Annotated in this window: 21 protein-coding genes; 4 read left to right on the top strand and 17 right to left on the bottom strand. The window is 62.9% G+C overall.

The window, feature by feature from the left end:
- Both VGL01_RS20265 and VGL01_RS20270 read right to left on the bottom strand, forming a co-directional pair.
- The coding region (locus tag VGL01_RS20265) for an FAD-dependent oxidoreductase (protein ID WP_331572496.1) at nucleotides 1-342 on the bottom strand (342 nt) is incomplete at its 3' end.
- A 2-nt stretch (nucleotides 343-344) separates the two neighbouring features.
- Nucleotides 345-1079 carry a cupin domain-containing protein gene (locus tag VGL01_RS20270; protein WP_331572498.1) on the bottom strand — a complete coding sequence of 245 codons (735 nt, stop codon included), beginning with the start codon at nucleotides 1077-1079 and terminating at the stop codon, nucleotides 345-347.
- Nucleotides 1080-1472: 393 nt separating this feature from the next.
- On the opposite strand from VGL01_RS20270, the gene VGL01_RS20275 reads away from it, so the two are divergent.
- Nucleotides 1473-2168 carry a 2OG-Fe(II) oxygenase gene (locus tag VGL01_RS20275; protein WP_414720312.1) on the top strand — a complete coding sequence of 232 codons (696 nt, stop codon included), beginning with the start codon at nucleotides 1473-1475 and terminating at the stop codon, nucleotides 2166-2168.
- 44 nt (nucleotides 2169-2212) lie between these two features.
- Nucleotides 2213-2875: a phosphoribosyltransferase gene (locus tag VGL01_RS20280; protein ID WP_331572500.1), complete on the top strand. Its 663-nt coding sequence runs from the start codon at nucleotides 2213-2215 to the stop codon at nucleotides 2873-2875.
- 28 nt (nucleotides 2876-2903) lie between these two features.
- Here the strand turns inward: VGL01_RS20280 and VGL01_RS20285 are convergent, their stop codons facing one another.
- The 9 genes from VGL01_RS20285 to VGL01_RS20325 all read right to left on the bottom strand — a co-directional run bounded on the left by VGL01_RS20285 (nucleotide 2904) and on the right by VGL01_RS20325 (nucleotide 14781).
- A complete protein-coding gene (locus VGL01_RS20285) occupies nucleotides 2904-4592 on the bottom strand; it encodes a SpoVR family protein (RefSeq protein WP_331572502.1) in 1689 nt (562 codons plus the stop codon).
- Nucleotides 4582-5856: a YeaH/YhbH family protein gene (locus VGL01_RS20290; protein WP_331572504.1), complete on the bottom strand. Its 1275-nt coding sequence runs from the start codon at nucleotides 5854-5856 to the stop codon at nucleotides 4582-4584. Before VGL01_RS20290 ends, VGL01_RS20285 begins: the two co-directional genes overlap by 11 nt.
- Nucleotides 5857-5981: 125 nt before the next feature.
- Nucleotides 5982-7904: a PrkA family serine protein kinase gene (locus VGL01_RS20295; RefSeq protein ID WP_173258615.1), complete on the bottom strand. Its 1923-nt coding sequence runs from the start codon at nucleotides 7902-7904 to the stop codon at nucleotides 5982-5984.
- A gap of 500 nt (nucleotides 7905-8404) precedes the next feature.
- Nucleotides 8405-9379 carry a ribokinase gene (gene rbsK / locus VGL01_RS20300; protein ID WP_331572506.1) on the bottom strand — a complete coding sequence of 325 codons (975 nt, stop codon included), beginning with the start codon at nucleotides 9377-9379 and terminating at the stop codon, nucleotides 8405-8407.
- Nucleotides 9380-9408: 29 nt separating this feature from the next.
- Nucleotides 9409-10428, bottom strand: coding sequence for a LacI family DNA-binding transcriptional regulator (locus tag VGL01_RS20305; RefSeq protein ID WP_331572508.1), 1020 nt, complete (start codon nucleotides 10426-10428; stop codon nucleotides 9409-9411).
- A 106-nt stretch (nucleotides 10429-10534) separates the two neighbouring features.
- Nucleotides 10535-11542 (bottom strand): ABC transporter permease, encoded by a 1008-nt coding sequence (locus tag VGL01_RS20310; protein ID WP_331572510.1) that lies wholly within the window; start codon nucleotides 11540-11542, stop codon nucleotides 10535-10537.
- Nucleotides 11539-13122: a sugar ABC transporter ATP-binding protein gene (locus tag VGL01_RS20315; RefSeq protein ID WP_331572512.1), complete on the bottom strand. Its 1584-nt coding sequence runs from the start codon at nucleotides 13120-13122 to the stop codon at nucleotides 11539-11541. Before VGL01_RS20315 ends, VGL01_RS20310 begins: the two co-directional genes overlap by 4 nt.
- 176 nt (nucleotides 13123-13298) lie before the next feature.
- Nucleotides 13299-14276: a sugar ABC transporter substrate-binding protein gene (locus VGL01_RS20320; RefSeq protein WP_331572514.1), complete on the bottom strand. Its 978-nt coding sequence runs from the start codon at nucleotides 14274-14276 to the stop codon at nucleotides 13299-13301.
- A gap of 223 nt (nucleotides 14277-14499) precedes the next feature.
- Nucleotides 14500-14781, bottom strand: a complete 282-nt coding sequence (locus VGL01_RS20325; protein ID WP_173258626.1) for a hypothetical protein — start codon at nucleotides 14779-14781, stop codon at nucleotides 14500-14502.
- Nucleotides 14782-15123: 342 nt separating this feature from the next.
- On the opposite strand from VGL01_RS20325, the gene VGL01_RS20330 reads away from it, so the two are divergent.
- Entirely contained in the window at nucleotides 15124-15567 is a 444-nt protein-coding gene (locus tag VGL01_RS20330; RefSeq protein ID WP_331572516.1) for a hypothetical protein, read from the top strand.
- A 130-nt stretch (nucleotides 15568-15697) separates the two neighbouring features.
- On the top strand, nucleotides 15698-16300 hold the full coding sequence (locus tag VGL01_RS20335; RefSeq protein ID WP_331572518.1) for a BPSL1445 family SYLF domain-containing lipoprotein: 603 nt from the start codon (nucleotides 15698-15700) through the stop codon (nucleotides 16298-16300).
- A 67-nt stretch (nucleotides 16301-16367) separates the two neighbouring features.
- On the opposite strand, the gene VGL01_RS20340 is transcribed toward VGL01_RS20335, so the two are convergent.
- From VGL01_RS20340 to VGL01_RS20365, 6 genes are all read right to left on the bottom strand, one after another.
- On the bottom strand, nucleotides 16368-17435 hold the full coding sequence (locus VGL01_RS20340; RefSeq protein WP_331572520.1) for a glycosyltransferase family 4 protein: 1068 nt from the start codon (nucleotides 17433-17435) through the stop codon (nucleotides 16368-16370).
- A gap of 209 nt (nucleotides 17436-17644) precedes the next feature.
- On the bottom strand, nucleotides 17645-17998 hold the full coding sequence (locus VGL01_RS20345; protein ID WP_331572522.1) for a Rap1a/Tai family immunity protein: 354 nt from the start codon (nucleotides 17996-17998) through the stop codon (nucleotides 17645-17647).
- A gap of 108 nt (nucleotides 17999-18106) precedes the next feature.
- Nucleotides 18107-18880, bottom strand: a complete 774-nt coding sequence (locus VGL01_RS20350) for an ankyrin repeat domain-containing protein (RefSeq protein WP_331572524.1) — start codon at nucleotides 18878-18880, stop codon at nucleotides 18107-18109.
- 49 nt (nucleotides 18881-18929) lie between these two features.
- A complete protein-coding gene (locus VGL01_RS20355) occupies nucleotides 18930-19721 on the bottom strand; it encodes a TatD family hydrolase (RefSeq protein ID WP_331572526.1) in 792 nt (263 codons plus the stop codon).
- A gap of 35 nt (nucleotides 19722-19756) precedes the next feature.
- Complete coding sequence (locus tag VGL01_RS20360; RefSeq protein ID WP_331572528.1) at nucleotides 19757-20278, bottom strand: N-acetyltransferase family protein; 522 nt, start codon at nucleotides 20276-20278, stop codon at nucleotides 19757-19759.
- Between the two features lie 14 nt (nucleotides 20279-20292).
- Complete coding sequence (locus VGL01_RS20365) at nucleotides 20293-21342, bottom strand: DNA polymerase III subunit delta' (RefSeq protein ID WP_331572530.1); 1050 nt, start codon at nucleotides 21340-21342, stop codon at nucleotides 20293-20295.
- Between the last annotated feature and the right edge of the window lie 52 nt (nucleotides 21343-21394).

Genomic DNA, 21394 nt, shown 5'->3' on the forward strand with positions numbered 1-21394 from the left:
CCAACGGGACAATTCGGCGTCGTCATTGCTGAGGTACAGCAGCCCACACCGATGAAAGCCCGTGTCTTCGCCCGTTTCGATCGCAAATCGTTGCCAGAGCTCGAGACTCTTGCTCGCCATCGGCAATTCGCGCGCGTCGCGGTTCTGCTGCCGGCACCAGCCCCAATTGCGGCTCGACTGCTCGGCGCCGATTCTCCCCTTCTCGACCAGCGCGACCGAAACCCCGCGCCGGGCCAGGTAGTAGGCTGCAAAGACGCCGATGATGCCGCCACCGATCACCACCACGTCGGCAGCGGCCGGCAGCGTGGGCGAAGTTTGAATCTGCTGCAGCGGGGGCGACATGATCAGCCTCGCTCGGTTGAAGTCTGAACGTTCTGCGTCACGTAGAATTTCGCTACGCGCTCGCTACTCTCCCATCCGATCGGCGCGCCCTGGGGCACGAAGATCGCGTCGCCGGTGCCAAGCGACAGCACGCTGCCGTCAGGCGCCGCGAACCGCACGCTGCCGGCCACGAGATGCATGAACTCGTTCACGCGATGCGGCCGGACGATCCGATGGTAGGGCGTCGAATCCCACGTGCCCGCGAGGTACTCTGCGCCATCGTCGGTGAAGACATTGTCGCTACGGCATTGCGGCGCGGGGCCCAGGAGTATTTCCGCCGGTAGCGACGCGGAGGGCTTGAAGTCGGCCTCGGCCCGCAAAGGGATGAGTCCGCGCTTGGTCGGTTTCTCGCAAGCGGCCGCGCAATACACGAAACGCACGCGGGACTCAGCCTGGACGCGAAGCGCTGTACCGGCCGCGATGACCGCACCCGCCTGCGGACCGAGCAGCAGCGGGGCTTCTCCGGCGGCATGTAGCGTGAGATTTCCCTCGACTACGACGAGAGTTTCGATATGAGGAAACCTTGCGACGTCGAGCTCGCCAATGAAGCTGACCCGACCCGCGACCATCGAGTCCGGTCCTTCCCACGCGATCTCGCGATGTCGTGCAAAGGGGTCGTCGTTGCCGAACGCCGCCCTGCGGAACGAGGTTGAAAGCGGTGCGCCGTCCCCACGGTGCAGCACGAGTGCCACGGTCATTTTTGCTCCTCTGTATTGCGCGATTTCCGGACCTTGCTAGCCTGATCTAGCTCGTATCTGTAAAGCGAAGTCAATTTATCGCGTAACAGGCGGGACGTGCGGTTGTTCGCGGCGAACAAACCGCATGGACGTTACGTTTTTGCCGGTGCATGCGGAATTTTGTGCTGCGCCGCCGTCGGTGCCCCGGCTCGCGGGCGAACCGCTCCGAGTCGGGGATCGGATGAAGAACGAAATAGCAAATTTCGGAGCGTGGGCAGCGCGCCCGAGCGTTACATTGAATCCTTCCGGCAATTCCTGGAGGCTGCATTGGCCACGCAACCGTACACGTCCGCCGCTGCCGTGGCAGCGCTGGATGCCGACGACAAAGTTCCCGGCGAATGCCCGGCAACGCAATTGCGCATCCAAACGCTCGACTGGCCCGCACTTTCGGAAACGCTCGACGAAGCGGGTGTTGCAGTCGTCCCCCGCCTGCTGTCGCCCTCGCAATGCGAGGCGTTACGTGGCCTATATGACAATGCGGCGCACTTCAGAAGTCGTGTCGTGATGACGCGCCATGGGTTCGGTCGCGGCGAATATCAGTATTTCAGCTACCCGTTGCCCCCTCTCCTCCAGATGCTGCGCGAGACGCTCTACGCGTTTTTGGCCCCGATCGCAAACCGCTGGAACGAGCGGCTCGGAATCGACACCCGTTATCCTCGCACGCACGCGGCGTTCATCCGTCGTTGCCACCAGGCGGGTCAAGTGCGCCCCACTCCCTTGCTACTGCAATATGCCGAGGGCGACTACAATTGTCTGCATCAGGATCTCTATGGCGAGCATGTTTTTCCGCTTCAGGTTGCGATTCTGTTGTCGCAGCCCGGGCGAGATTTCACCGGCGGAGAGTTTGTGCTGACCGAACAGCGTCCGCGCATGCAGTCGCGCGTCGAGGTCGCTCCGCTCGCGCAGGGCGACGCCGCAATATTCGCTGTCAGCCATCGCCCTGCAAACGGCTCCCGCGGCGCTTATCGGGTCAATATGCGTCACGGGGTAAGCCGCTTGCGATCGGGGCACCGGCATACGGTCGGCATCATCTTTCATGACGCGCTCTGAGCGTCAGGCGTTCATGCTGCAAAAGCCGATCGACGGATGGTCCGATGTTCATGCACGCATTGTTCAAAAATCGCGCCGAAGCCGGCCGTATGTTGGCCGATCGTTTGAAAGGCAATACGGCCCACGACGCGGTGGTGCTCGCCCTGCCGCGCGGCGGCGTGCCAGTCGGCGCCGAGATTGCTCGCGCGCTCGGCCTTGAACTCGACGTGATGCCCGTGCGCAAATTGGGCGTGCCGGGGCAACGCGAACTCGCGATGGGCGCGATTGCGCCTGGTGGCGCGCAGTTCGTCGATCGCGAGATCATGCACTCGGCGCACGTGTCGCACGCTGCATTCGAAAAGGTGTTGGAAGAAGAACGGGTAGAACTCGCTCGCCGGGAAACGCACTATCGCGAGCATCGCCCGCCCGCTTCCGTGGAAGGAAGAACCGTCATCCTCGTGGATGACGGCATGGCGACCGGCGCCACGATGCGAGCCGCCTTGAGCGCCCTGCGGCAACGCAACCCGGCCCATGTGATCGTTGCGCTGCCCGTTGCGCCGCCGGGCGCCGAGTCGGAGTTGACCGATCTCGCGGACGAATTCGTCTGCATTGCCCAGCCGGCTCTCTTTTTCAGCGTCGGGCAACACTACGACGAATTCGATCAAACGAGCGACGAGGAGGTCCGCCGGCTCCTCGGCAATGCCAACGAGCGCATGTCAGACAGTTAGTCCGTCGCGTTCAGGAAACGAGCGGCAATCAGAGCCTGAGCTCCGGCGCCGTATATCGGCACTCGTACCGTTTGCGCACGGTCCCGTTCTCGTCGACGCTTTCCAGATAGACGTCGAACTGCCAAAGCCGGGCCATGTGTCTGAGCACTTCCTCGCTGTCCCCGGACAAGTGCCGGTTATCGCTCATGAAGTGTCGCAGCGTCAAACTCCGGTCTCCCCGGGTGTTGACCGACCAAACCTGGATGTTCGGCTCGCGGTGGTGCATGTCGTATTGCCGCGACAATGACTGGCGCACGTGTTGATAGCCGCTCTCGTCGTGAATCGCCGACACCTCCAGCGTCTCGCGCGTATCGTCGTCGAGCACCGAGAAGAGCCGCATATCGCGGATCAGTTGCGGCGAGAGGTACTGCGCGATGAAACTCTCGTCCTTGAAATTGCGCATCGCGTAGTGCAGCGTCTGCAGCCACGGCGATCCGGCGATGTCCGGAAACCACTTGCGGTCTTCTTCGGTGGGCGACTCGCAGATGCGGCGTATGTCGCTCATCATCGAGAAACCCAGCGCGTACGGGTTGATCCCGCTGTAATACGGTTTCGTGACCGGGGGCTGATAGATGACGTTGCTATGCGAATGGAGGAACTCCATCATGAAGCCGTCTTCGAGCAACCCCTGGTTGTACATCGTGTTGAGCAGCGTGTAGTGCCAAAACGTGGCCCAGCCCTCGTTCATGACCTGGGTTTGACGCTGCGGGTAGAAGTACTGCCCGATCTTGCGCACGATGCGGATCACTTCCCGCTCCCACGGCTCGAGCAGCGGCGCGTTCTTTTCGGCGAAATAGAGCAGATTCTCCTGCGGCTCAGGCGGATAGCGCTCCTCTTCTTCCGCTGCAAGCGGCGTGTGATGCGCGGGCAGCGTCCGCCACAGCTCGTTCACCTGCGATTGCAAGTACGCTTCGCGATCGCGGCGCAATTCGGCTTCCTTCGCAAGCGAGGGTTTCTGGGGCCGTTTATAGCGATCGACGCCATAGTTCATCAGTGCGTGGCACGAATCGAGCAGTTCCTCCACGCGGTCGAGCCCGTAACGCTCTTCGCACTCGGCGATGTAGTTCTTCGCGTAGACGAGGTAATCGATGATCGCGTGCGCGTCGGTCCAGAGCTTGAAGAGGTAGTTGCCCTTGAAGAACGAGTTGTGCCCGTAGGCGGCGTGGGCGATCACGAGCGCCTGCATCGTCATCGTGTTCTCTTCCATCAGATACGCGATGCAAGGGTTCGAATTGATGACGATCTCGTAGGCAAGCCCCATCTGTCCCCGGCGATAGCTCTTTTCCGTCGAGAGGAAGTGCTTGCCGAACGACCAATGGCGATAATTGACCGGCATGCCGACGGACGCATAGGCGTCCATCATCTGCTCGGCGCTGATGAGCTCCAACTGGATCGGATAGACATCGAGCTGATACTGCTCGGCGACCTGCGCAATATGCGTGTCGTACTCTTCGATCAGCTCGAAAGTCCAATCGGACGGCCACGGCAGAGGTCTGCGGTCGGCAACGTTCATGCGAGGTTCCTTCGGCTGCACAACGGGCGCCTCAACCGGGCGGCGCGCCGGCTCGGTCTCGGCGTGCTGCTTGCCTTGCTCGTGCGACCCGCTTGTGTGCGAGCCTTTGCGGCGACGCTCCGGCTGATATCCGCGCGATTCGTTATGCAGATGCTTAGTAGTCATGCGATGCCACCTGCTTTTCGAACAGCTCCCTGAACACAGGGTAGATATCGGCTGCGGCATCCACCTTCTTCATTGCAAGATGCGGCTGCGTCATGGCCAGCTGCGCATACTCCACCCAGAGATTCTGCTCTTCGGGTGCGACTTGAATATACGCGAAGTAGCGGACCTTTTGCAGGATGTCGTCCTGCAAAATTCGACGGCATTTCGGCGAATCGTCCGTCCAATTGTCGCCGTCCGACGCCTGTGCGCCGTAAATGTTCCATTCGGTCGGCGAATAGCGCTCGTCCATGATCTTGCGCATGAGCTCGAGCGCGCTCGATACGACGGTGCCGCCGCTTTCCGTCGAATGGAAGAACGTGTCCTCATCGACTTCTTCCGCCCGTGTATGGTGCCGGATGAAGACGACTTCGATCTTTTCGTAGTTCCGCTTCAAGAAGAGGTAAAGCAGGATGAAGAACCGTTTGGCGAGATCCTTGCGCTGCTCGTCCATCGACCCGGAGACATCCATGAGGCAAAACATGACCGCCTGACTCGAGGGCTGCGGCTGTTTGACGCGATTGATATAACGCAGGTCGAACGGATCGATGAACGGGATGCGCCAGATGCGGCCCCGCAAATGATGGACCGCTTCCTCGAGGAGCTGGATTTCCTCGCTGTTGTCTCCCGGCTCGTTCTTCAGCGCTTCGAGCTGCTGCTCGAGCTCGCGGAGCTGATTGACGAGCGGTGCGCCAAGGGCAATGCGGCGCCCGAGCGCACTGCGCAGCGAGCGAACGACATCGATGTTGTTCGGCGTTCCCTCCGCCGCCCAGCCCGCGCGGATGTTCTTCCACGTGGGCACGGCAAGCAGATGCGTTTTGACGAGCCGCGGCAGCTCGAGATCGTCGAAGAAGTACTGCATGAATTCTTCTCGCGAAAGCTCGAAGACGAAGTCGTCCTGCCCTTCGCCCTCGTTGCTGGCCTGGCTGCCACCGCCTCCGCTGCCGCCGTTCGGGCGCGGAATCTTGTCGCCGCGCACATAGTCTTCATTGCCGGGATGCACGAGCTCGCGCTTGCCGGCCGAGCCGTGCCGGAACATGGGTTCGGCGATATCCTTGCGCGGAATCGTGATGCTCTGCGTGCTTTGAATATCCTTGATGCTGCGATCGCGCACCGCCTCGGAAACAGCCCGCCGAATGTAGTTCTTTACACGGCGCAAAAAGCGTTCGCGGTTCGCAATGCTCTTGTTCTTTCCTGCCAGCCTGCGGTCGATGATTTGGTGAAGCACATCCAGTCTCCCGCTTCAATTCCTCAAAGCGGTGCGCGCAGCCTCCGGGCAGACCGTATGCCTGCCCACCGCGCGTACCGCGAAACGCCCGGCCGGCGTCGGCCCGCCGGGCGCTGCGCCTTTCGTTACGAGGACTTGCGCACCCGCAAGTACCAGTCGCACAACAGGCGTACTTGTTTCGGCGTATAGCCTTTCGCAACCATCCGATTGACGAAGTCTTCGTGCTTGCGCTGCTCCTCGGCCGAGCCCTTTGCATTGAACGAAATGACCGGCAACAGTTCCTCGGTGTTCGAGAACATTTTCTTCTCGATCACCACGCGCAGCTTCTCGTAGCTGATCCACGCCGGATTCTTGCCGCCGTTTGCCGCCCGTGCCCGCAACACGAAATTGACGATTTCGTTGCGGAAATCTTTCGGATTGCTGATGCCGGCCGGCTTTTCGATCTTTTCCAGTTCGGCGTTCAGCGCGGCGCGATCGAAGCTTTCGCCCGTGTCGTGATCGCGGAATTCCTGATCCTGAATCCAGAAGTCGGCATACGTGACGTAGCGGTCGAAGATGTTCTGACCGTACTCCGAATACGATTCGAGGTATGCGGTCTGAATCTCTTTGCCGATGAATTCCGCGTAGCGCGACGCCAGCACATCCTTCACGAACGACAGATATTTCTGTTCGGTCTCCGGTGGGAACTGCTCCCGCTCGACCTGCTGCTCGAGCACGTACATTAGGTGAACGGGGTTCGCCGCGACCTCGGTCGTATCGAAGTTGAACACGCGCGAGAGAATCTTGAATGCAAAGCGCGTGGACACCCCTGTCATCCCTTCGTCGACCCCGGCGTAGTCCCGGTATTCCTGATAGGACTTCGCCTTCGGGTCGGTGTCCTTCAGGTTTTCGCCGTCGTAGACCTGCATCTTCGAGAAGAGATTCGAGTTCTCGGGCTCCTGCAAGCGCGTCAGCACGGAGAACTGCGCCATCATCTTCAGCGTGCCGGGCGCGCACACGGCGTCGGCCAGCGAGGAGTTGCGAATCAGCTTCTCGTAAATCTTGATTTCTTCCGACACCCGCAGGCAATACGGCACCTTCACGACGAAAATCCGGTCGAGCAATGCCTCGTTGTTGCGGTTGTTCCTGAACGCCTTCCATTCGGACTCGTTCGAGTGCGCCAGAATGATGCCGTCGAACGGTATCGCCCCGAAGCCTTCCGTACCCTTGAAGTTGCCTTCTTGAGTCGCAGTCAGCAGCGGGTGCAGCACTTTGATCGGCGCCTTGAACATTTCGACGAATTCAAGCAACCCTTGATTCGCGAGACACAGACCGCCCGAGTAGCTGTAGGCGTCTGCATCGTCCTGCGCATACTGCTCGAGCTTGCGGATGTCCACTTTGCCGACGAGCGAGGAGATATCCTGGTTGTTCTCGTCGCCCGGCTCGGTCTTCGCGATGCCGATTTGGCGGAGCACCGACGGATACCGGCGTACGACGCGGAACTTGCGAATGTCCCCGTTGTACTCGTGCAGGCGCTTGACCGCCCACGGGCTCAGAATGCTTTTGAGGTAGCGGCGAGGAATGCCGTACTGCTCTTCGAGGATCGGGCCGTCCTCGTCGTAGTCGAAGAGCCCGAGCGGCGACTCGTTAACCGGCGAGCCCTTGATCGAATAGAACGGCACGCGTTCCATCAGTTGCTTGAGCCGCTCGGCGATGGACGATTTACCGCCGCCCACCGGCCCGAGCAAGTACAGAATCTGCTTTTTCTCTTCGAGGCCTTGTGCCGCGTGACGGAAGTACGCGACGACCTGCTCGATCACATCCTCCATCCCGTAGAACTCCCGGAATGCCGGATAGACCTTGATGACCTTGTTCGCGAAGATCCGCGACAGCCGCGGGTCGTTGCGTGTATCGACCTGCTCCGGCTCCCCGATAGCCGTCAACATGCGTTCGCTGGCAGTGGCGTACGCGGCGGGATTGTCTTTGCAGAGCGCGAGGTACTCCTCAAGCGAGAACTCTTCCTCTCGCGTTTTTTCGAAGCGGTTCGCGAAACTGCTGTAAATATCCATGCTCCCTCCTCGCCAAGTATGCGGTCGATGTCGTCTCCAGGCCACTATACCGAAACGACCTCGCTCGAATTCATCCTAAACCCTTTTAAATTATTTTTCACGGCTTACGTTGTTCACGTGACTACTAACTTGGAGATGCGACCGCGCTCGCCTACAATCTACGTCCGCGATGTGCGTGCCTCTCGTTCCTCTTTCGCCCCCACCTTCGTATACGTTGCAAGTGTCGCGTTCGTCGACACATGTACGCTTCCGTTACAACTTTTCGCGTTGGAGCACCATCCGCAAAAATGGCGGGCGGTGCCGCGCTGCTTGCGTCCCCATTTAGAGCGGACGCGAAATGCGAACGCGTCGTGTGGCGGTGTGAGCCAACAGGTTTCGTGCTGCCTGCGCGTGCGTTGCACTATCTGATTTAACGGCCGGCGCGAACTAGCGCTTGAGCGATTTCCGAGGACGCGCCCCCCGGAGGAAACCCGCGGCGGGGCGATATTGGCGAGGGGGAATCAGCAAGCCGCTGCGTCGAGCTCGGCGCGCGTTGGAATCGACGGCTGGGCGCCCGCGCGTGTCACGGAGATCGCAGCGGCGCGTTGGGCAAAACGCAGTGCTGCATCCGTGCTGGCGCCTTGCGCGAGCTGCGCTGCGAATGCGCCGATGAATGTGTCGCCCGCCGCCGTGGTGTCGACCGCGGCCACCCGCGGCGCCGGTACGTGCACCGGCTCCTCGCCGCCGACTGCCGCCACCACGCCCGCGGAACCCAGGGTGATCAATACATTGCGCGCACCTTGCGCCACGAGCGCCTGCGCCGCCACGACCGCGTCGTGAGGCGAGCCGATCGGCAAGCCCGTGAGGGTTGCCGCCTCCAGCTCGTTCGGAACGAGGTAATCGACGAGTGGCAGCCACTGCGCCGGCAAAGGCCCGGTGACGGGCGCGGGATTCAGAATGACCGTCTTGCCGAGCCGGCGAGCTGCCGCAAGGGCGGCCAAGACGGTGGCAGGCGGAGTTTCGAGTTGGCACATGACGACATCCGCCTGGGCCAGCACCGCTTCGTGCCGGGCAATATCGTCGGGCGTCAGCGCGCCGTTGCTGCCGGCCACGATGACGATCGAATTGCGGCCGTCATCGTCGACCAGAATCAGCGCGACGCCGGTAGGCGTCGAAGGCGTCTCGGCAAGTGCGGCGCAGTCGATTCCTTCGGATTCGAGGCCCGCGCGCAGCGTGGCGCCATTCGCATCGCCGCCGATTCGCCCGATCATCGAAACCTGCGCGCCGAGTCGCGCCGCCGCGACGGCCTGGTTGCCGCCCTTGCCGCCCGGGACCTGCGCGAACGTCTGTCCGGCGAGCGTTTCGCCCGGGAGCGGCATGCGCGCAACCCGGGCGACCAGATCCATATTGAGGCTGCCGACCACCGCCACGCGCGCCGTGGCGCGCGCCTGGCCCGGCAAAACGCCTGCGCTCGCCGGCCCGTTCGCTGCTGTCATCCTGTTGTTCTCCGTCGAGATTGGCGGGGCTATACGTACTGCGCCGCGCCCGCATAGACCGCGGTCGATTCGCGCAGCACGAGGCGAGGCGAAACGACGCGACGCTGAATCGGCCCCGACATCGAACCGTTGATCCGAGCAATCAGCATCTTGGACGCGGCCTCGCCGAGCGCACGCACCGAATGCCCCACCGTCGAAAGCGACGGATAAGTATAAGCGGCGAGTTCGATATCATCGAAGCCGATGATCGAGCATTGCCGCGGCACCGCAATACCGCGTTCCGCCGCGACACGCAATGCGCCGATGCCCATCATGTCATTACAGGCGAAGATCGCGCTCGGCCGCACGGTATCGAAAAGCCGCCCCGCCGCATCTTGGCCGCCCGGGCCCGAGAAATCGCTTTCGACGATGGCCGAAGGCTCGATATCGATACCGCGCTCGGACATCGCCCGAATGAAGCCATGCACACGCATGGCGCTGACCGCCGTCGAAACCGGCCCCGAGATGCATCCAATCCTGACGTGTCCGAGTTCGAGCAAGTGACGGGTCGCGAGATAGGCACCGCGTTCGTGATCGATCTGGACGAGATCGGCGGCGAGCCCCTGGATGTTCCGATCGACGATGACGAGCGGCTCGCGCGCGTCGGCAAGACTCGCCGCCAGCACCGCATCTTCGCCGGCCGATGCGATGATGAGTCCGTCGATGCGCTTTTCCTGCAACACGCGCAGATAGTTGCGCTGTTTGGCCGGATCGTCGTCCGAATTGCAGAAGAACATGCAGTAGCCTTCGCGCGCGCAGCCGTCCTGGATTCCGCGCGCCAGTTCGGCAAAGTACGGATCGCTGCTGTTGGGCACGACGAGCCCGATCGTGGCGGTGGTCTTGGCCTTCAGGGAACGCGCCACGGCAGAGGGCACGTAGTTGAGTTGGCTGATCGCGCGCTCCACTTTCGCGCGCACATCCGCGGACACCGGCCGCGTGTTGTTGACCACGTGCGATACCGTGGTGAACGACACGCCGGCGATGGCCGCCACATCCTTGATCGTTGCCATAACCCGTTTCTCTCTCGCTTGTTTTTCTTCGCCGCGGCCAAACCGCTTTTGTGCCCTGTTCCGTTCGCTCCGCCGCGCATCGCCTGCCGCGGCAGAACACGCGCTCTCAACTGCGTTTGCGGCTTCGGTAGGTGTCGAGCACGACCGCAACCACGATGACGGCCCCCGTGATGATCCGCTTCGTCGGCTCGTTCGCACCCACTTGCGCGAGACCGGCCGCCAGCACCGAAATGATCAGCACGCCGAAGAACGTGCTGATAACGGAACCGCGTCCGCCCATCAGGCTCGTGCCGCCTATCACCACGGCCGCGATGACCTGCAACTCCGCGCCGGCGCCCGCATTGGGATCGGCCGCTTCCAGCCGGGACACCTGAAAGAGCGCGGCCAGCCCGGAAAGTGCGCCCATCAGCGCAAACACCGCGACCTTGTAGGGCCGCGGATCGACGCCGGCCAGCCGCACCGCCTCCTCGTTCGTGCCGATGCCCACGAGGTGGCGGCCGAAAACAGTGCGCGTGAGCACGACCTGCGCGGCGATCATCACCGCCACCGCGATCAGGAACGCCGGCGATATGCCGACGGCGATCGGGTTCGACAGGAAATCGAACGCATCGCCGATATACGCCGTGCGCGAATTCGTCATCTGATAAGCCAGGCCGCGCGCCGCTTCCAGCACGCCGAGCGAGACGATGAACGACGGAATCCGCCAGCCGACCGTCACCCCGCCGGTGACCGCGCCTGTCAATGCCGCGGCCGCCATACCGGCGAGCGCGGCCGGCACTGGCGGCCAGTGCCATTGGAGCGCGGCGACGCTGACGACCGATGCGGACAGCGCCAGCACCGAGCCGACCGACAAATCGATGCCCGCGACGATCAGCACGAACGTCATACCGACCGACATGACGACGAGGTCGGGAATCTGGTTGGCGATCGTGCTGAACGTATCGTATGTCAGGAAGTGCGAGCTCAGCAGCGAAAAGAGCGCAACCATCACGGCTAGCGCACCCGCCAGGCCGAGGTAATTCGAAAGTCCGAGCCGAGTGCCGCCCGGCTTTACGCTCGGCGTCTCGTCGGCAAGGACAGGCGCACCATCGGGGCGCGCGGATGGATCGGTCATGAAGCACTCCGTGCGTTTGGTTCATGATCGGGGGCCGTTGGACGAGTCCCCTTCATATGTCCTGCGAACGCTGCGGCGAGCAGCGCGTCCTGGCTCCATTCGTCGCGCTCGAATACGCCGGTCAAGCGCCCCGCCGACATGACGGCGATTCGGTCGCAGATCAGCATCAATTCGCGCAGATCGCTCGAAACGACGACGAGCGCGCGACCTTCGCGCGCGAGCGCCCCCATCAAGCCGTAGATATCGAACTTCGCGCCGACGTCGATGCCCCGCGTCGGTTCGTCGAAAAGCAGCACATCCGCCTCGCGCGCGAGCCAGCGCCCGATCACGACCTTTTGCTGATTGCCGCCCGAGAGCTCGCCCACGGGCTGCGTCGGCCCGCTCGCGCGCACGCGAAGCGCATCCATCTGGGTGCGCGCGAGCGCCTGCTCGCGCCGCGCGTCGATGAAACCCCAGCGTGCCACGCTTCCAATATTGCCGAGCGACACATTGGCGGCGATCGAATGCGGCAGCAGCAGGCCCTCGCCCTTGCGGTCCTCGGTGATCAGCGCAATGCCGTGCCGTACCGCGTCGGCTGGCGAACCGATATGCACGGGTGTCGGGGGCCGCCCCACGGCGATCGTGCCGGAATCGGCCCGGTCCGCGCCGTAGATGAGCCGCATGAGCTCCGTCCGGCCGGCACCGATCAGGCCGCTCACGCCCAGGATCTCGCCTTCCCGGACCTCGAACGACACGTCGTGCACGACATCGCCGCGTCCGAGCCCTTGCACCTTCAAGAGCGGCGCGCCGATCCGGCGCTCGCCGAGGTCGATGCGCTCGCCGATGACCCGCCCGACCATCAGCGTCACGAGCCGCTCGCTCGAGACGTCGGCCATCCGGGCGGTATGGACAAGTCTGCCATCGCGCAGCACCGCCACGCGATCGGCAATGCGCGCGAGCTCTTCGAGCCTATGCGAAATGTAGACGATCGCGACGCCATTCGCCTTCAGCCGCGCAATCTGATCGAACAGCAGGTCGACTTCGCGATCCGTCAGCATGGCGGTCGGCTCGTCGAAGATCAGCACACGCGTGTCGCCGATCAGATTGCGCGCGATCTCGACCATTTGCTGGTGGCCGATGCCGAGCGCGCCCACGGGCGTGTCGGGATCGATCGAATCGAGTCCGACTCGCGCCATCGCGCGGTGTGCGTCCCCAGCCAGGCGCCGGCGGTCGATCCAGCCGAGGGCACGCGGCCCGCGGCGCGGCAAGTTGTCGAAAAAGAGGTTCTCGGCAACCGTCAGCGTCGGCAGCAGGTTCAACTCCTGCATGACCATACGCACGCCGAGCGCCTCGGCTTCGCCGCGGCTTGCCGGCGCATAGGGCTTGCCGCCGAGCCGCATGACTCCGCCCGTAGGGGCGACGAGCCCACCGATGATTTTCGAGAGCGTGCTTTTACCGGCACCGTTCTCGCCGGTCAAGGCCAAGACCTCGCCCGAGCGAAGCGCAAGCGTCACATCGGACAGCACCGGCTCGGCATAGGTCTTGCCGATGCCGCTCACCGCAAGCACTGCATCCGTATCGTCTGCGTCGGTCGAATCCATCGCGATCCTGTTCTCGAGGCCGCCCATCCCATTCCGGCGACATCGCACGCCGCGCTGGCCTGTCGCATCACGCCTATTCTCACGGATAACGGCACCGGCGCGCGATACTTGAATATTCGACTGAGGAGTGGGCCGGGCCGCGACGGCGGCCCGCTGAGGCTTGCGCTGCTTTACTGTTACTTGACGACGCCGGCTTTGGTCACCAGGTCGACCGGCGTTTCGACGACGCTCGAGAGGTCGGCCTGCTTCTTGTGCTCGGCAATCGCCTTGAGCGCCGTGTCGATGCCGAATACGGCCTGCTTGGCGGCGTATTGGTCGGCAGTCGCGAGGATCCGGCCATCCTTGAGCATCGGCTTGATGGCGCCGATGTTGTCGTAGCCCACCACGTAGACCTTGCCTTGCTTGCCTGCCGCGCGCACGGCCGAGACGGCCCCGATCGCCATGTTGTCGTTGCCGCACAGCAGCGCTTTCAGATTCGGATACTGATTCAGCATGGCCGACGCGATGGCGTTGCCCTTGTCGATCTCCCATTCGCCGGACTGGACCGAGACGACCTTGGCGCCCACTTTTTGCATCGCGGCCTTGAACCCTGCGGTGCGTTGCTGAGCGTTGGTGGTCGTCGAAACGCCTTCGACGATGCCGACTTCGTCACCCGCCTTGAGTTTCTTCGCGAGTTCGTCGCCGACCTTCTCGGCGCCCTTCGCGTTGTCCGGACCGACGAACGGTACATTCAGGTCCTTGGACTTCAGTACGTCGGGATCGAGCCGATTATCGATATTGACGACGATGATTCCCGCGTCGACGGCCTTTTTGACAACCGGCACGAGCGCCTTCGAGTCGGCCGGTGCGAGCACGATCGCATCGACCTTCGAATTGATCATCTGCTCCACGATGTTGATCTGCGCCGCCGTATCGGTCTCGTTCTTGATACCGTTCGTAATGAGCTCGAACTTGCCGGCATTGTGCTTTTGATAGTCCTTCGCGCCAGTTTCCATGGTCAGGAAGAACTCGTTCGCGAGCGATTTCATCACGAGCGCCACTTTCGGCTTATGGGCCGTTTGCGCGGCTGCATCGGTGGCAGCGAACGGCGCGGCGGCGACAGCAACGAGGCTGGCCGCGACGGCGAGCATGCGGCGACGGGTGCGATGAACCATGAGCTTCTCCTTTTTTTCGCATATTGTGATCGGGCTCGCTAAAGCCTGAATTTTCGATTCGAACATACGCTCGAGATCACCGGTATCGCCGTGCGATACGCGGGCGATGATATTTTGCGCTAAATACCGCGCGCCGCGCGCGATCCGGACCCCATATGCTGGACCGTTCCGCGGGCGCGCGCAAGGAGAAAGGGAAAGAAGCCTCGCTAAAGCCGAAGCTTGCTTAAAGCTTATCGACGGACGAGCCCTCGACTTTGCCGTCGATGATGTCGCGGGCGTATTGCAAGCCGATCTTGTGGGCGGCGATCTGATCGTCGAGCGGTTCGTGCTCCGGCACGCCGAACATTTCGGATTTGCCGCGCTCCCCGCTCGCATTGCGAGAAATCATCACGACGATATCGAAATGTCGCGGCGCGCTTGGCGCCTCGTCCGGCTCTTTTGCACGCCGCAATGCCTGCACGCCGATCGAAAACCCTTTGTACTGTTCTGTGAATGGTTCCGACATGGACCGAACCCCCGTGCGGATGCACATAGGTTAAGGGCGACTGCCCGCCGAGCCCGCGAACCGTCGCGCAGGCTTCCAGTGTAGGCCCTACGCAAAAGCCGTTCCGCGTGTCGATGAAGGCTGGGCTGTGGGCGGCGCCCCGGTGACTGCGTCCTGCAAGCGGTAAATGACAGAGAATTTGAAGAAATTACGCACCCTTTCGCGAAGCGGTTCGACTCCCGCGACGATTCGTCGCATTTCTTCTATGATGGCTGCCAAGACGGCCCGCTATCCCCTACATCGATAAAGACGCCATGGGCCGACGTCTCGTCGTTGATGCGTAAAGCATAGCGGAGGCAACGAATGGCATGGAGACAGAACCGGTGGCTCAAACGCTGGGTCGTCACGATCCTGATTTGGGCCGTACCGGTGGCGCTCGTGGCAGTACATGAGATTCGCGAAGAGATGGCTTACAACGTCGTCGATCGCGACCGTGCTCTGACCACCTGGGTGCTCAACGACGCGCAACGCGCGGCCGGCGCTGAGGCCCGCTGTCGCGGCACGCCGGACGAGGCGCGCGCCGCCGGCTGCCCGAGCGACGTCCTGGCGGGCAACGCGCCGCGCCAGCAAGCCGCGATCGACGAATATATCGTGCGGCGCAACACGCTTGCCAGTTATCTTTGGCACGCTTTCGTCGGCTACTGGGTCGTGCCGGCAGCCTTTCTCTTCGCATTGGGTCTCGTCGTGGCCGGCGTCAGGCGCGCACTGCGCCGTCCGCCGGTGCCCAAACGCCCGGTGGCTCACTGACGTGAAATCGGGACAGGTACGGGCATGCACCGTGCTTGTTACCTCGACACGCGCGGAATGCGTGGGATCGACGCTTCGTCCAAACCTGCCGTCGAAGGTTTGACCGACGGATCAATACGGAGAAAGAGCCATGAACAAACAACAACGCTTCATGCTGAAGGCGGCAACCGCGGTGGTGGCCGGCGGCCTTGCCCTCGCGGGCTGTACCACGACCACGAACAACGGCAGCCCGACGGCGCAAAGTCCAGGCAGCACGTCGTCGAAGCGCCAGGAGATCAATAGCGGCGTCGATGCGGCGTTGTCGCGGATGTACGCGCAGGTACCCGGCTCCCGTGACCTGGTCTCGAGGGCGCGCGGCGTCCTGGTATTCCCGAAGGTCCTGCAAGCAGGCTTCGTGGTCGGCGGCGAATTCGGCGAAGGAGCGTTGCGCACCGGCGGTACAACCCAGGGCTACTACAACCTGGTGTCGGGTTCGTTCGGGCTGCAGGCCGGGGCTCAATCGAAAACGGTCGTGTTTCTCTTCATGACCGATGACGCGCTGAAGGCGTTCCAGCAGCGCCAGGGATGGTCCGTAGGAGGCGACGCCTCGGTCGCCCTCCTGAAGATGGGGGCCAACGGCGCGGTTGATACCACCACCGCCACCAAGCCCGTCCAGGTCATCGTCATGACCAATGCAGGCCTGATGGGCGATCTCTCCCTGCAGGGCATGAAGATTTCCCGCATCAACCTCTGAAGCAGGCGTTTTGCCCTGGCGCGGCGCACTCGCGCCGCGCTTGTCCGGTCCTCGCCGCCTTTTGCGCTCAGCTTGTTTTCGAATCGATCACCTTGAAGCGCGAGCGCTTCTGCGCCCGGATGACCGTCTGATAAGCGTCCAGATATTGCCTGGCCATGAAATGCGAGGTGAAGCGTTCCTCGAAGCGTCTGCGCACTCCCGCGCGGGAGACCGTATGCAGCCGGTTGACCGCGGCGACGGCGCTGATCTCGTCTTCGACGATGAATCCCGACACCCCTTCGTCGACCACCTCAGGCACCGAGCCGCGATTGAACGCGATCACGGGCGTGCCGCAGGCCATGGCCTCGATCATGACGAGACCGAACGGCTCCGGCCAATCGACCGGGAACAGCAAAGCGTGCGCACCCGACAGAAACGTCGCCTTCTCGTCATCGGCGATTTCACCGATGAATTCGACGTGCGGCAAGTCGAAAAGCGGCTTGATCTCGCGCTCGAAATACTCGCGGTCGGCCGAGTCGATCTTGGCCGCGATGCGAATGGGCAAGCCGCAATGCGAGGCGATCCGTATCGCCGTGTCGACGCGCTTTTCGGGTGAAATACGGCCCAAAAATGCGAGGTACCGCTGTTCGACCGGCTGCGGCTCGTAAAGCGTGCCCGGCAGACCGTGGTAGACCGTCCTCAGCCATTTCGCCTGCGGCATCGGATGGCGCTGGGCATTGGAGATCGAGATGACGGGTGCCGTATCGAACGTGTCGAACACGGGCTGCTGCTCGGGCAGATCGAGACGGCCGTGCAGCGTCGTGACGAACGGCGTGTCCTGCCGGTTGAACAGCGAAAACGAGTAGTAGTCCATATGGAAATGCAGGACGTCGAACTCGTCCGCGCGACGTCTCACGAGCTCCATCAACAGCATATGCGGCGCAATGCGGTCGCGAATAGCCGGGTCGAGCCGCAGCGCCCGCGGCCAGACGGCCTCGAGCTTCGCACTCGTTTTGGAATCGCCGCTCGCGAAAAGCGTGACGTCGTGGCCCAAATCCACGAGCGCCTCGGTGATGTATGAGACGACGCGTTCCGTGCCGCCGTAAAGCTTCGGCGGAACGGATTCGGTCAAAGGTGCGATCTGCGCAATCTTCATTCGGTGAACTCCATGCAAGCGGGCGAGGTTCCGGACAAGGCGCCGCCCAGGCGCGCCGCGTCAGTTCGACCGATCAGGGCGAGACCCGGGCCGTTCGCATCGCGCCGGCACTCGAGCCTTCATTATTGAGTACGGCTCTCGGAAGGAAACGCGCCATTTTCACTTATTCCCGGCTGTTACAGTCGGGAAACATGCGTTCGGCGACTGTTTCAGTCGTGTTTGCAGGGAAAAGCCTTGCCGAGCCCGAGCGAAACACTCGTACTGGCGTTGTAATCGGCCAGTTTCGGGTTTTCGGCCACGTATTTACGGACCGCATCGACGAGCTGCTGGGGCTTCACGCCGCTCGGCAGGCAGAAATACTGGCCCACTCGCGGTCCCGTCGTGCCGCCGATCGCGTCGATCGTGTTATAGACGCCGTCGGCGACGCCGAGTACGTACGCCTTGCATGCCGCGCGCGAGACCGTATCGGTTCGGCCGCACAATCCGCTGAGCTCGCTCCCCGAAAATGCGAACGCCGCCACCGGCATGGCGAGTGCCCCAAGGCCAATCAAAGCCCGCAACATGGTTATCCTTTTCTCCGAGCGGTGAATCCGCGGGCTGCGAACCGGTCCCGTACTTCGCGACCGGTCGACCCGTCAGCCAGGCACGGCGCCAGCCGTGCCAAAAAACGCTTATTTTGCACCGTTTTGCCCGCTTGCAGGGGCCACAGCGGACGCACTCGCGGCGTCGCGGGCGAACATGGCCTCCAGCCCTTCGGTTGCGTCCTTCGCGTGGTATTGCTTCGCGAAGTCGAGCGCGGTCATGCCGATCTGGTTCTTGACCCGCGGGTCGGCCCCCGCATCGAGCAGCACTTTCATCGTCGTGATGTGATTGCCCCGCGCGGCCATCATGAGCGGCGTCGTGCCGTTCGGCGATGGCGTGTCCAGATAGGCGGAATGGTCGATCAGCAGTTGGACGATATCGTCGTGACCGTTCGCCGCGGCATAGTGCAACGGCGCCCAGCCTTTTTTGTTGACTTCGGCGTCCTTGTCGATCAGCAGCTTCACGAGATCGAGATCGCCGTTCAATGCGGCGAGCATCATGGCGTTTTCATCGGCGCTATCGACCTTGTCCAGATCGGTCTTGGGATTCGATGCGAGCACTTTGGCCACCTTGTCCGACTTCTCGCGTGCGGCGAGGACGATGAGTGGCATGTGCAGCTTGTCCGGCGTCGTCATGTTCGGATCGACGCCTTGCGCGAGCAGCTTCGCAATGCGCTTGTCATCGTCGAATTTGACGGCTTTCACGATGCTGTCGGTGTCGGCCCCGTAGGCCGGCGCGACGGCGGCCGCAGCCACGAGCGCGGTTGCACATGCCGCAAGCACCCGGCGCAGGCCACTGGCGGTTCTCAGGCGGGAGGCGGCGCGGCCGGGGCGTTGGATGAGCGGCAGGGTGAGCGTGTTCATAGGCAATATGGTTTTCCTTTCTGTTGCCTGACAAAGGCGAACGTGTGGTTCAGCTCGAGGATCGCGCGGCCGAGGCGAATAGCCGGAAGAAATTCCGGGTCGTCGCCTCGGCGAGCGCTTCCTTGGGCATATCGCGTATCTGTGCGATGAAAGCTCCGACATGGCTGACGTACGCAGGTTCATTGGGTTTGCCACGGTAGGGAACCGGTGCGAGGTACGGCGAATCGGTTTCGATCAGCAAGCGCTCGAGCGGCACACGCCGTGCGACGTCCTGCACGTCGGCCGCGCTCTTGAACGTGACGATGCCGGACAGCGAAATGTGGAAGTTCTGCGCGAGCGCGCGCTCGGCGATCGGCCACGGCTCCGTGAAGCAATGCATGACGCCGCCCGGTACGTGAGCCGCTTCTTCCTCCATGATCCTCAGCGTATCGTCGGCCGACGCTCGCGTGTGGACGATGAGCGGCTTCATCGTCGCGCGCGCGGCGCGGATGTGCGTACGAAAGCGCTCGCGCTGCCATTCCATGTCGGCGATCGAGCGGCCTTCGAGCCGGTAGTAATCCAGTCCGGTCTCGCCGATCGCCACGACCTTCGGATGCTTCGCGAGCTCGACGAGTTCCGACACGGTGGGCTCGCGCGCGTCTTCATGGTCGGGATGCACGCCGACCGAGGCAAAGACGTTGTCATACGCCGAAGCAATGTCGAGCACGGCCGGCAGCGTCTCCAGATCGACGCTGACACAAAGCGCGTGCGTCACTTGCTGAGCTCGCATGTTCTCGAGCACTTCGGGCAGGCGATCGGCCAGTCCTTCGAAGTTGATATGGCAATGAGAATCGACAAACATCCTGAGTTCCTTTGCGCAACGGGCGAACGAATTCGCTATGCGATTCGCTTGCCGAGAATGACGAGATCGCGCTCCACGCCGTCCAGCACCGCGACACGGGGCAGCATGCCCCAGTCTTCGAAGCCTGCCCGGCGAAACAAGGCCAGACTGGGCGCATTGTGGCCGAAGATGAATCCAAGCGCGGTATCGATCCGAAGGCCGGGCGACGCTTCGAGCGCTTGCTCCAGCAGTTGCCTGCCGAGTCCACGGCCGCGTGCGCACTCGTCGAGGTAAATGCTGAGCTCGGCGGTGCGCGCATAGGCCGGACGCCCGTAGAAGTCGGAAAAGCTCAGCCAGCCGATCACGCGCCCCGCGCCGTCGCGCTCGTCGCGCTCCGTCTGCTCGGCGACCCACAATGGCCGACGCGCCGCGCCGTGGGCGTGGAACCACCGCAGGCGGCTCTCGACCGTCACGGGTTCGAGGTCGGCCGTGACGCTACGCGAGGCGATCGTCGAATTGTAAATGGCGACGATCGCGGCAAGATCGTCGAGGGTTGCATCCCGAATGTGTATCGACATGGCGTGGGCTCGTATCAAGCGTGCGCGGACTGGACGAAGAGCTCGCGGTAACCGAGAAACAGCGCCTCGAAGACGAGACGCGCGTTGAGAGGATGGTTTTCGACCGCACGTTCACGTGCAACGGTTTTCATATAGCGCGCGAACGCATTGGCGTCGATCCGCTGCGCGCAATGCGCGAGATCGCGTGCCGCCGCTGGAAAGTAGCGCGGCCGATGGGCGGTGCGCTCGGCGAGCAAGTCGTAAAGCCAGCGCTGCAGCCAACCGAGCACGATGGGCACGGGAAGCTTTTGCAGCGCCTCGGCGCAAGCGAAGGCGTCGCATTGGGGGCCGGCCGCGAGCTGCTTGAGCGTGAACTCGCGCAGCGGCCGGTTTTCGTCCGCCGCGAGCGCGAGTGCGGCGAGCGGCGCGCCGCCCACCATGGCCAGTAGCGCGTCGGCGTCCGCCACGCCTTGCTGCGCCAGCCATTCGCGCGCGAGTTCAGGTGCGGGCGTCGGCATCGGCCATTGGCGGCACCGGCTGACGATCGTCGGCAAAAGCCTGTCGAGGCGTGCCGAGACGAGCAAAAAGACGACGCCGGCCGGCGGCTCCTCCAATGTCTTCAGGAGCGCGTTGGCCGCCGCCGCATTGAGCGCTTCGGCCGGATAGACGAGCACCACGCGCGCGCCGCCGCGATGGGCGCCCACGCCGCAGAAATCGAGCAGCGCCCGCACCTGCTCGATCTTGATTTCCTTGCTCAGCGTGCGCGTCTTTTTGCCGTCTTCGCTGTCCGCTTTCTCGTCGTGCTCAGCGGCAGGCGCCGACGAGCCCAGCTCCGAAGCCAGCGCTTCCGGGAACAGGGCCCGGTAGTCGGGGTGGTTGCCCTGGACGAACCAATTGCAGGCCGCGCAGGCCCCGCAAGGCTCGCCGTTGGCGCGCGGGGCCTCGCACAGCAGGCCTTGCGCGACGTGCTGCGCGAAACGGAGTTTGCCGATACCGGCTTGGCCGTACAGCAAAAGGGCGTGCGGCCACTGCCCGCGCAACGATTGCAAGCGGTTCCAGTCGTCCAGTTGCCAAGGATGAATCATCGTCGAATCGTCCAGACGTTGCGTTTCAATGAGAAGCGGGGCGCGGTGCCGC

Source organism: Trinickia sp., assembly GCF_036503415.1.
GTDB lineage: Bacteria > Pseudomonadota > Gammaproteobacteria > Burkholderiales > Burkholderiaceae > Trinickia.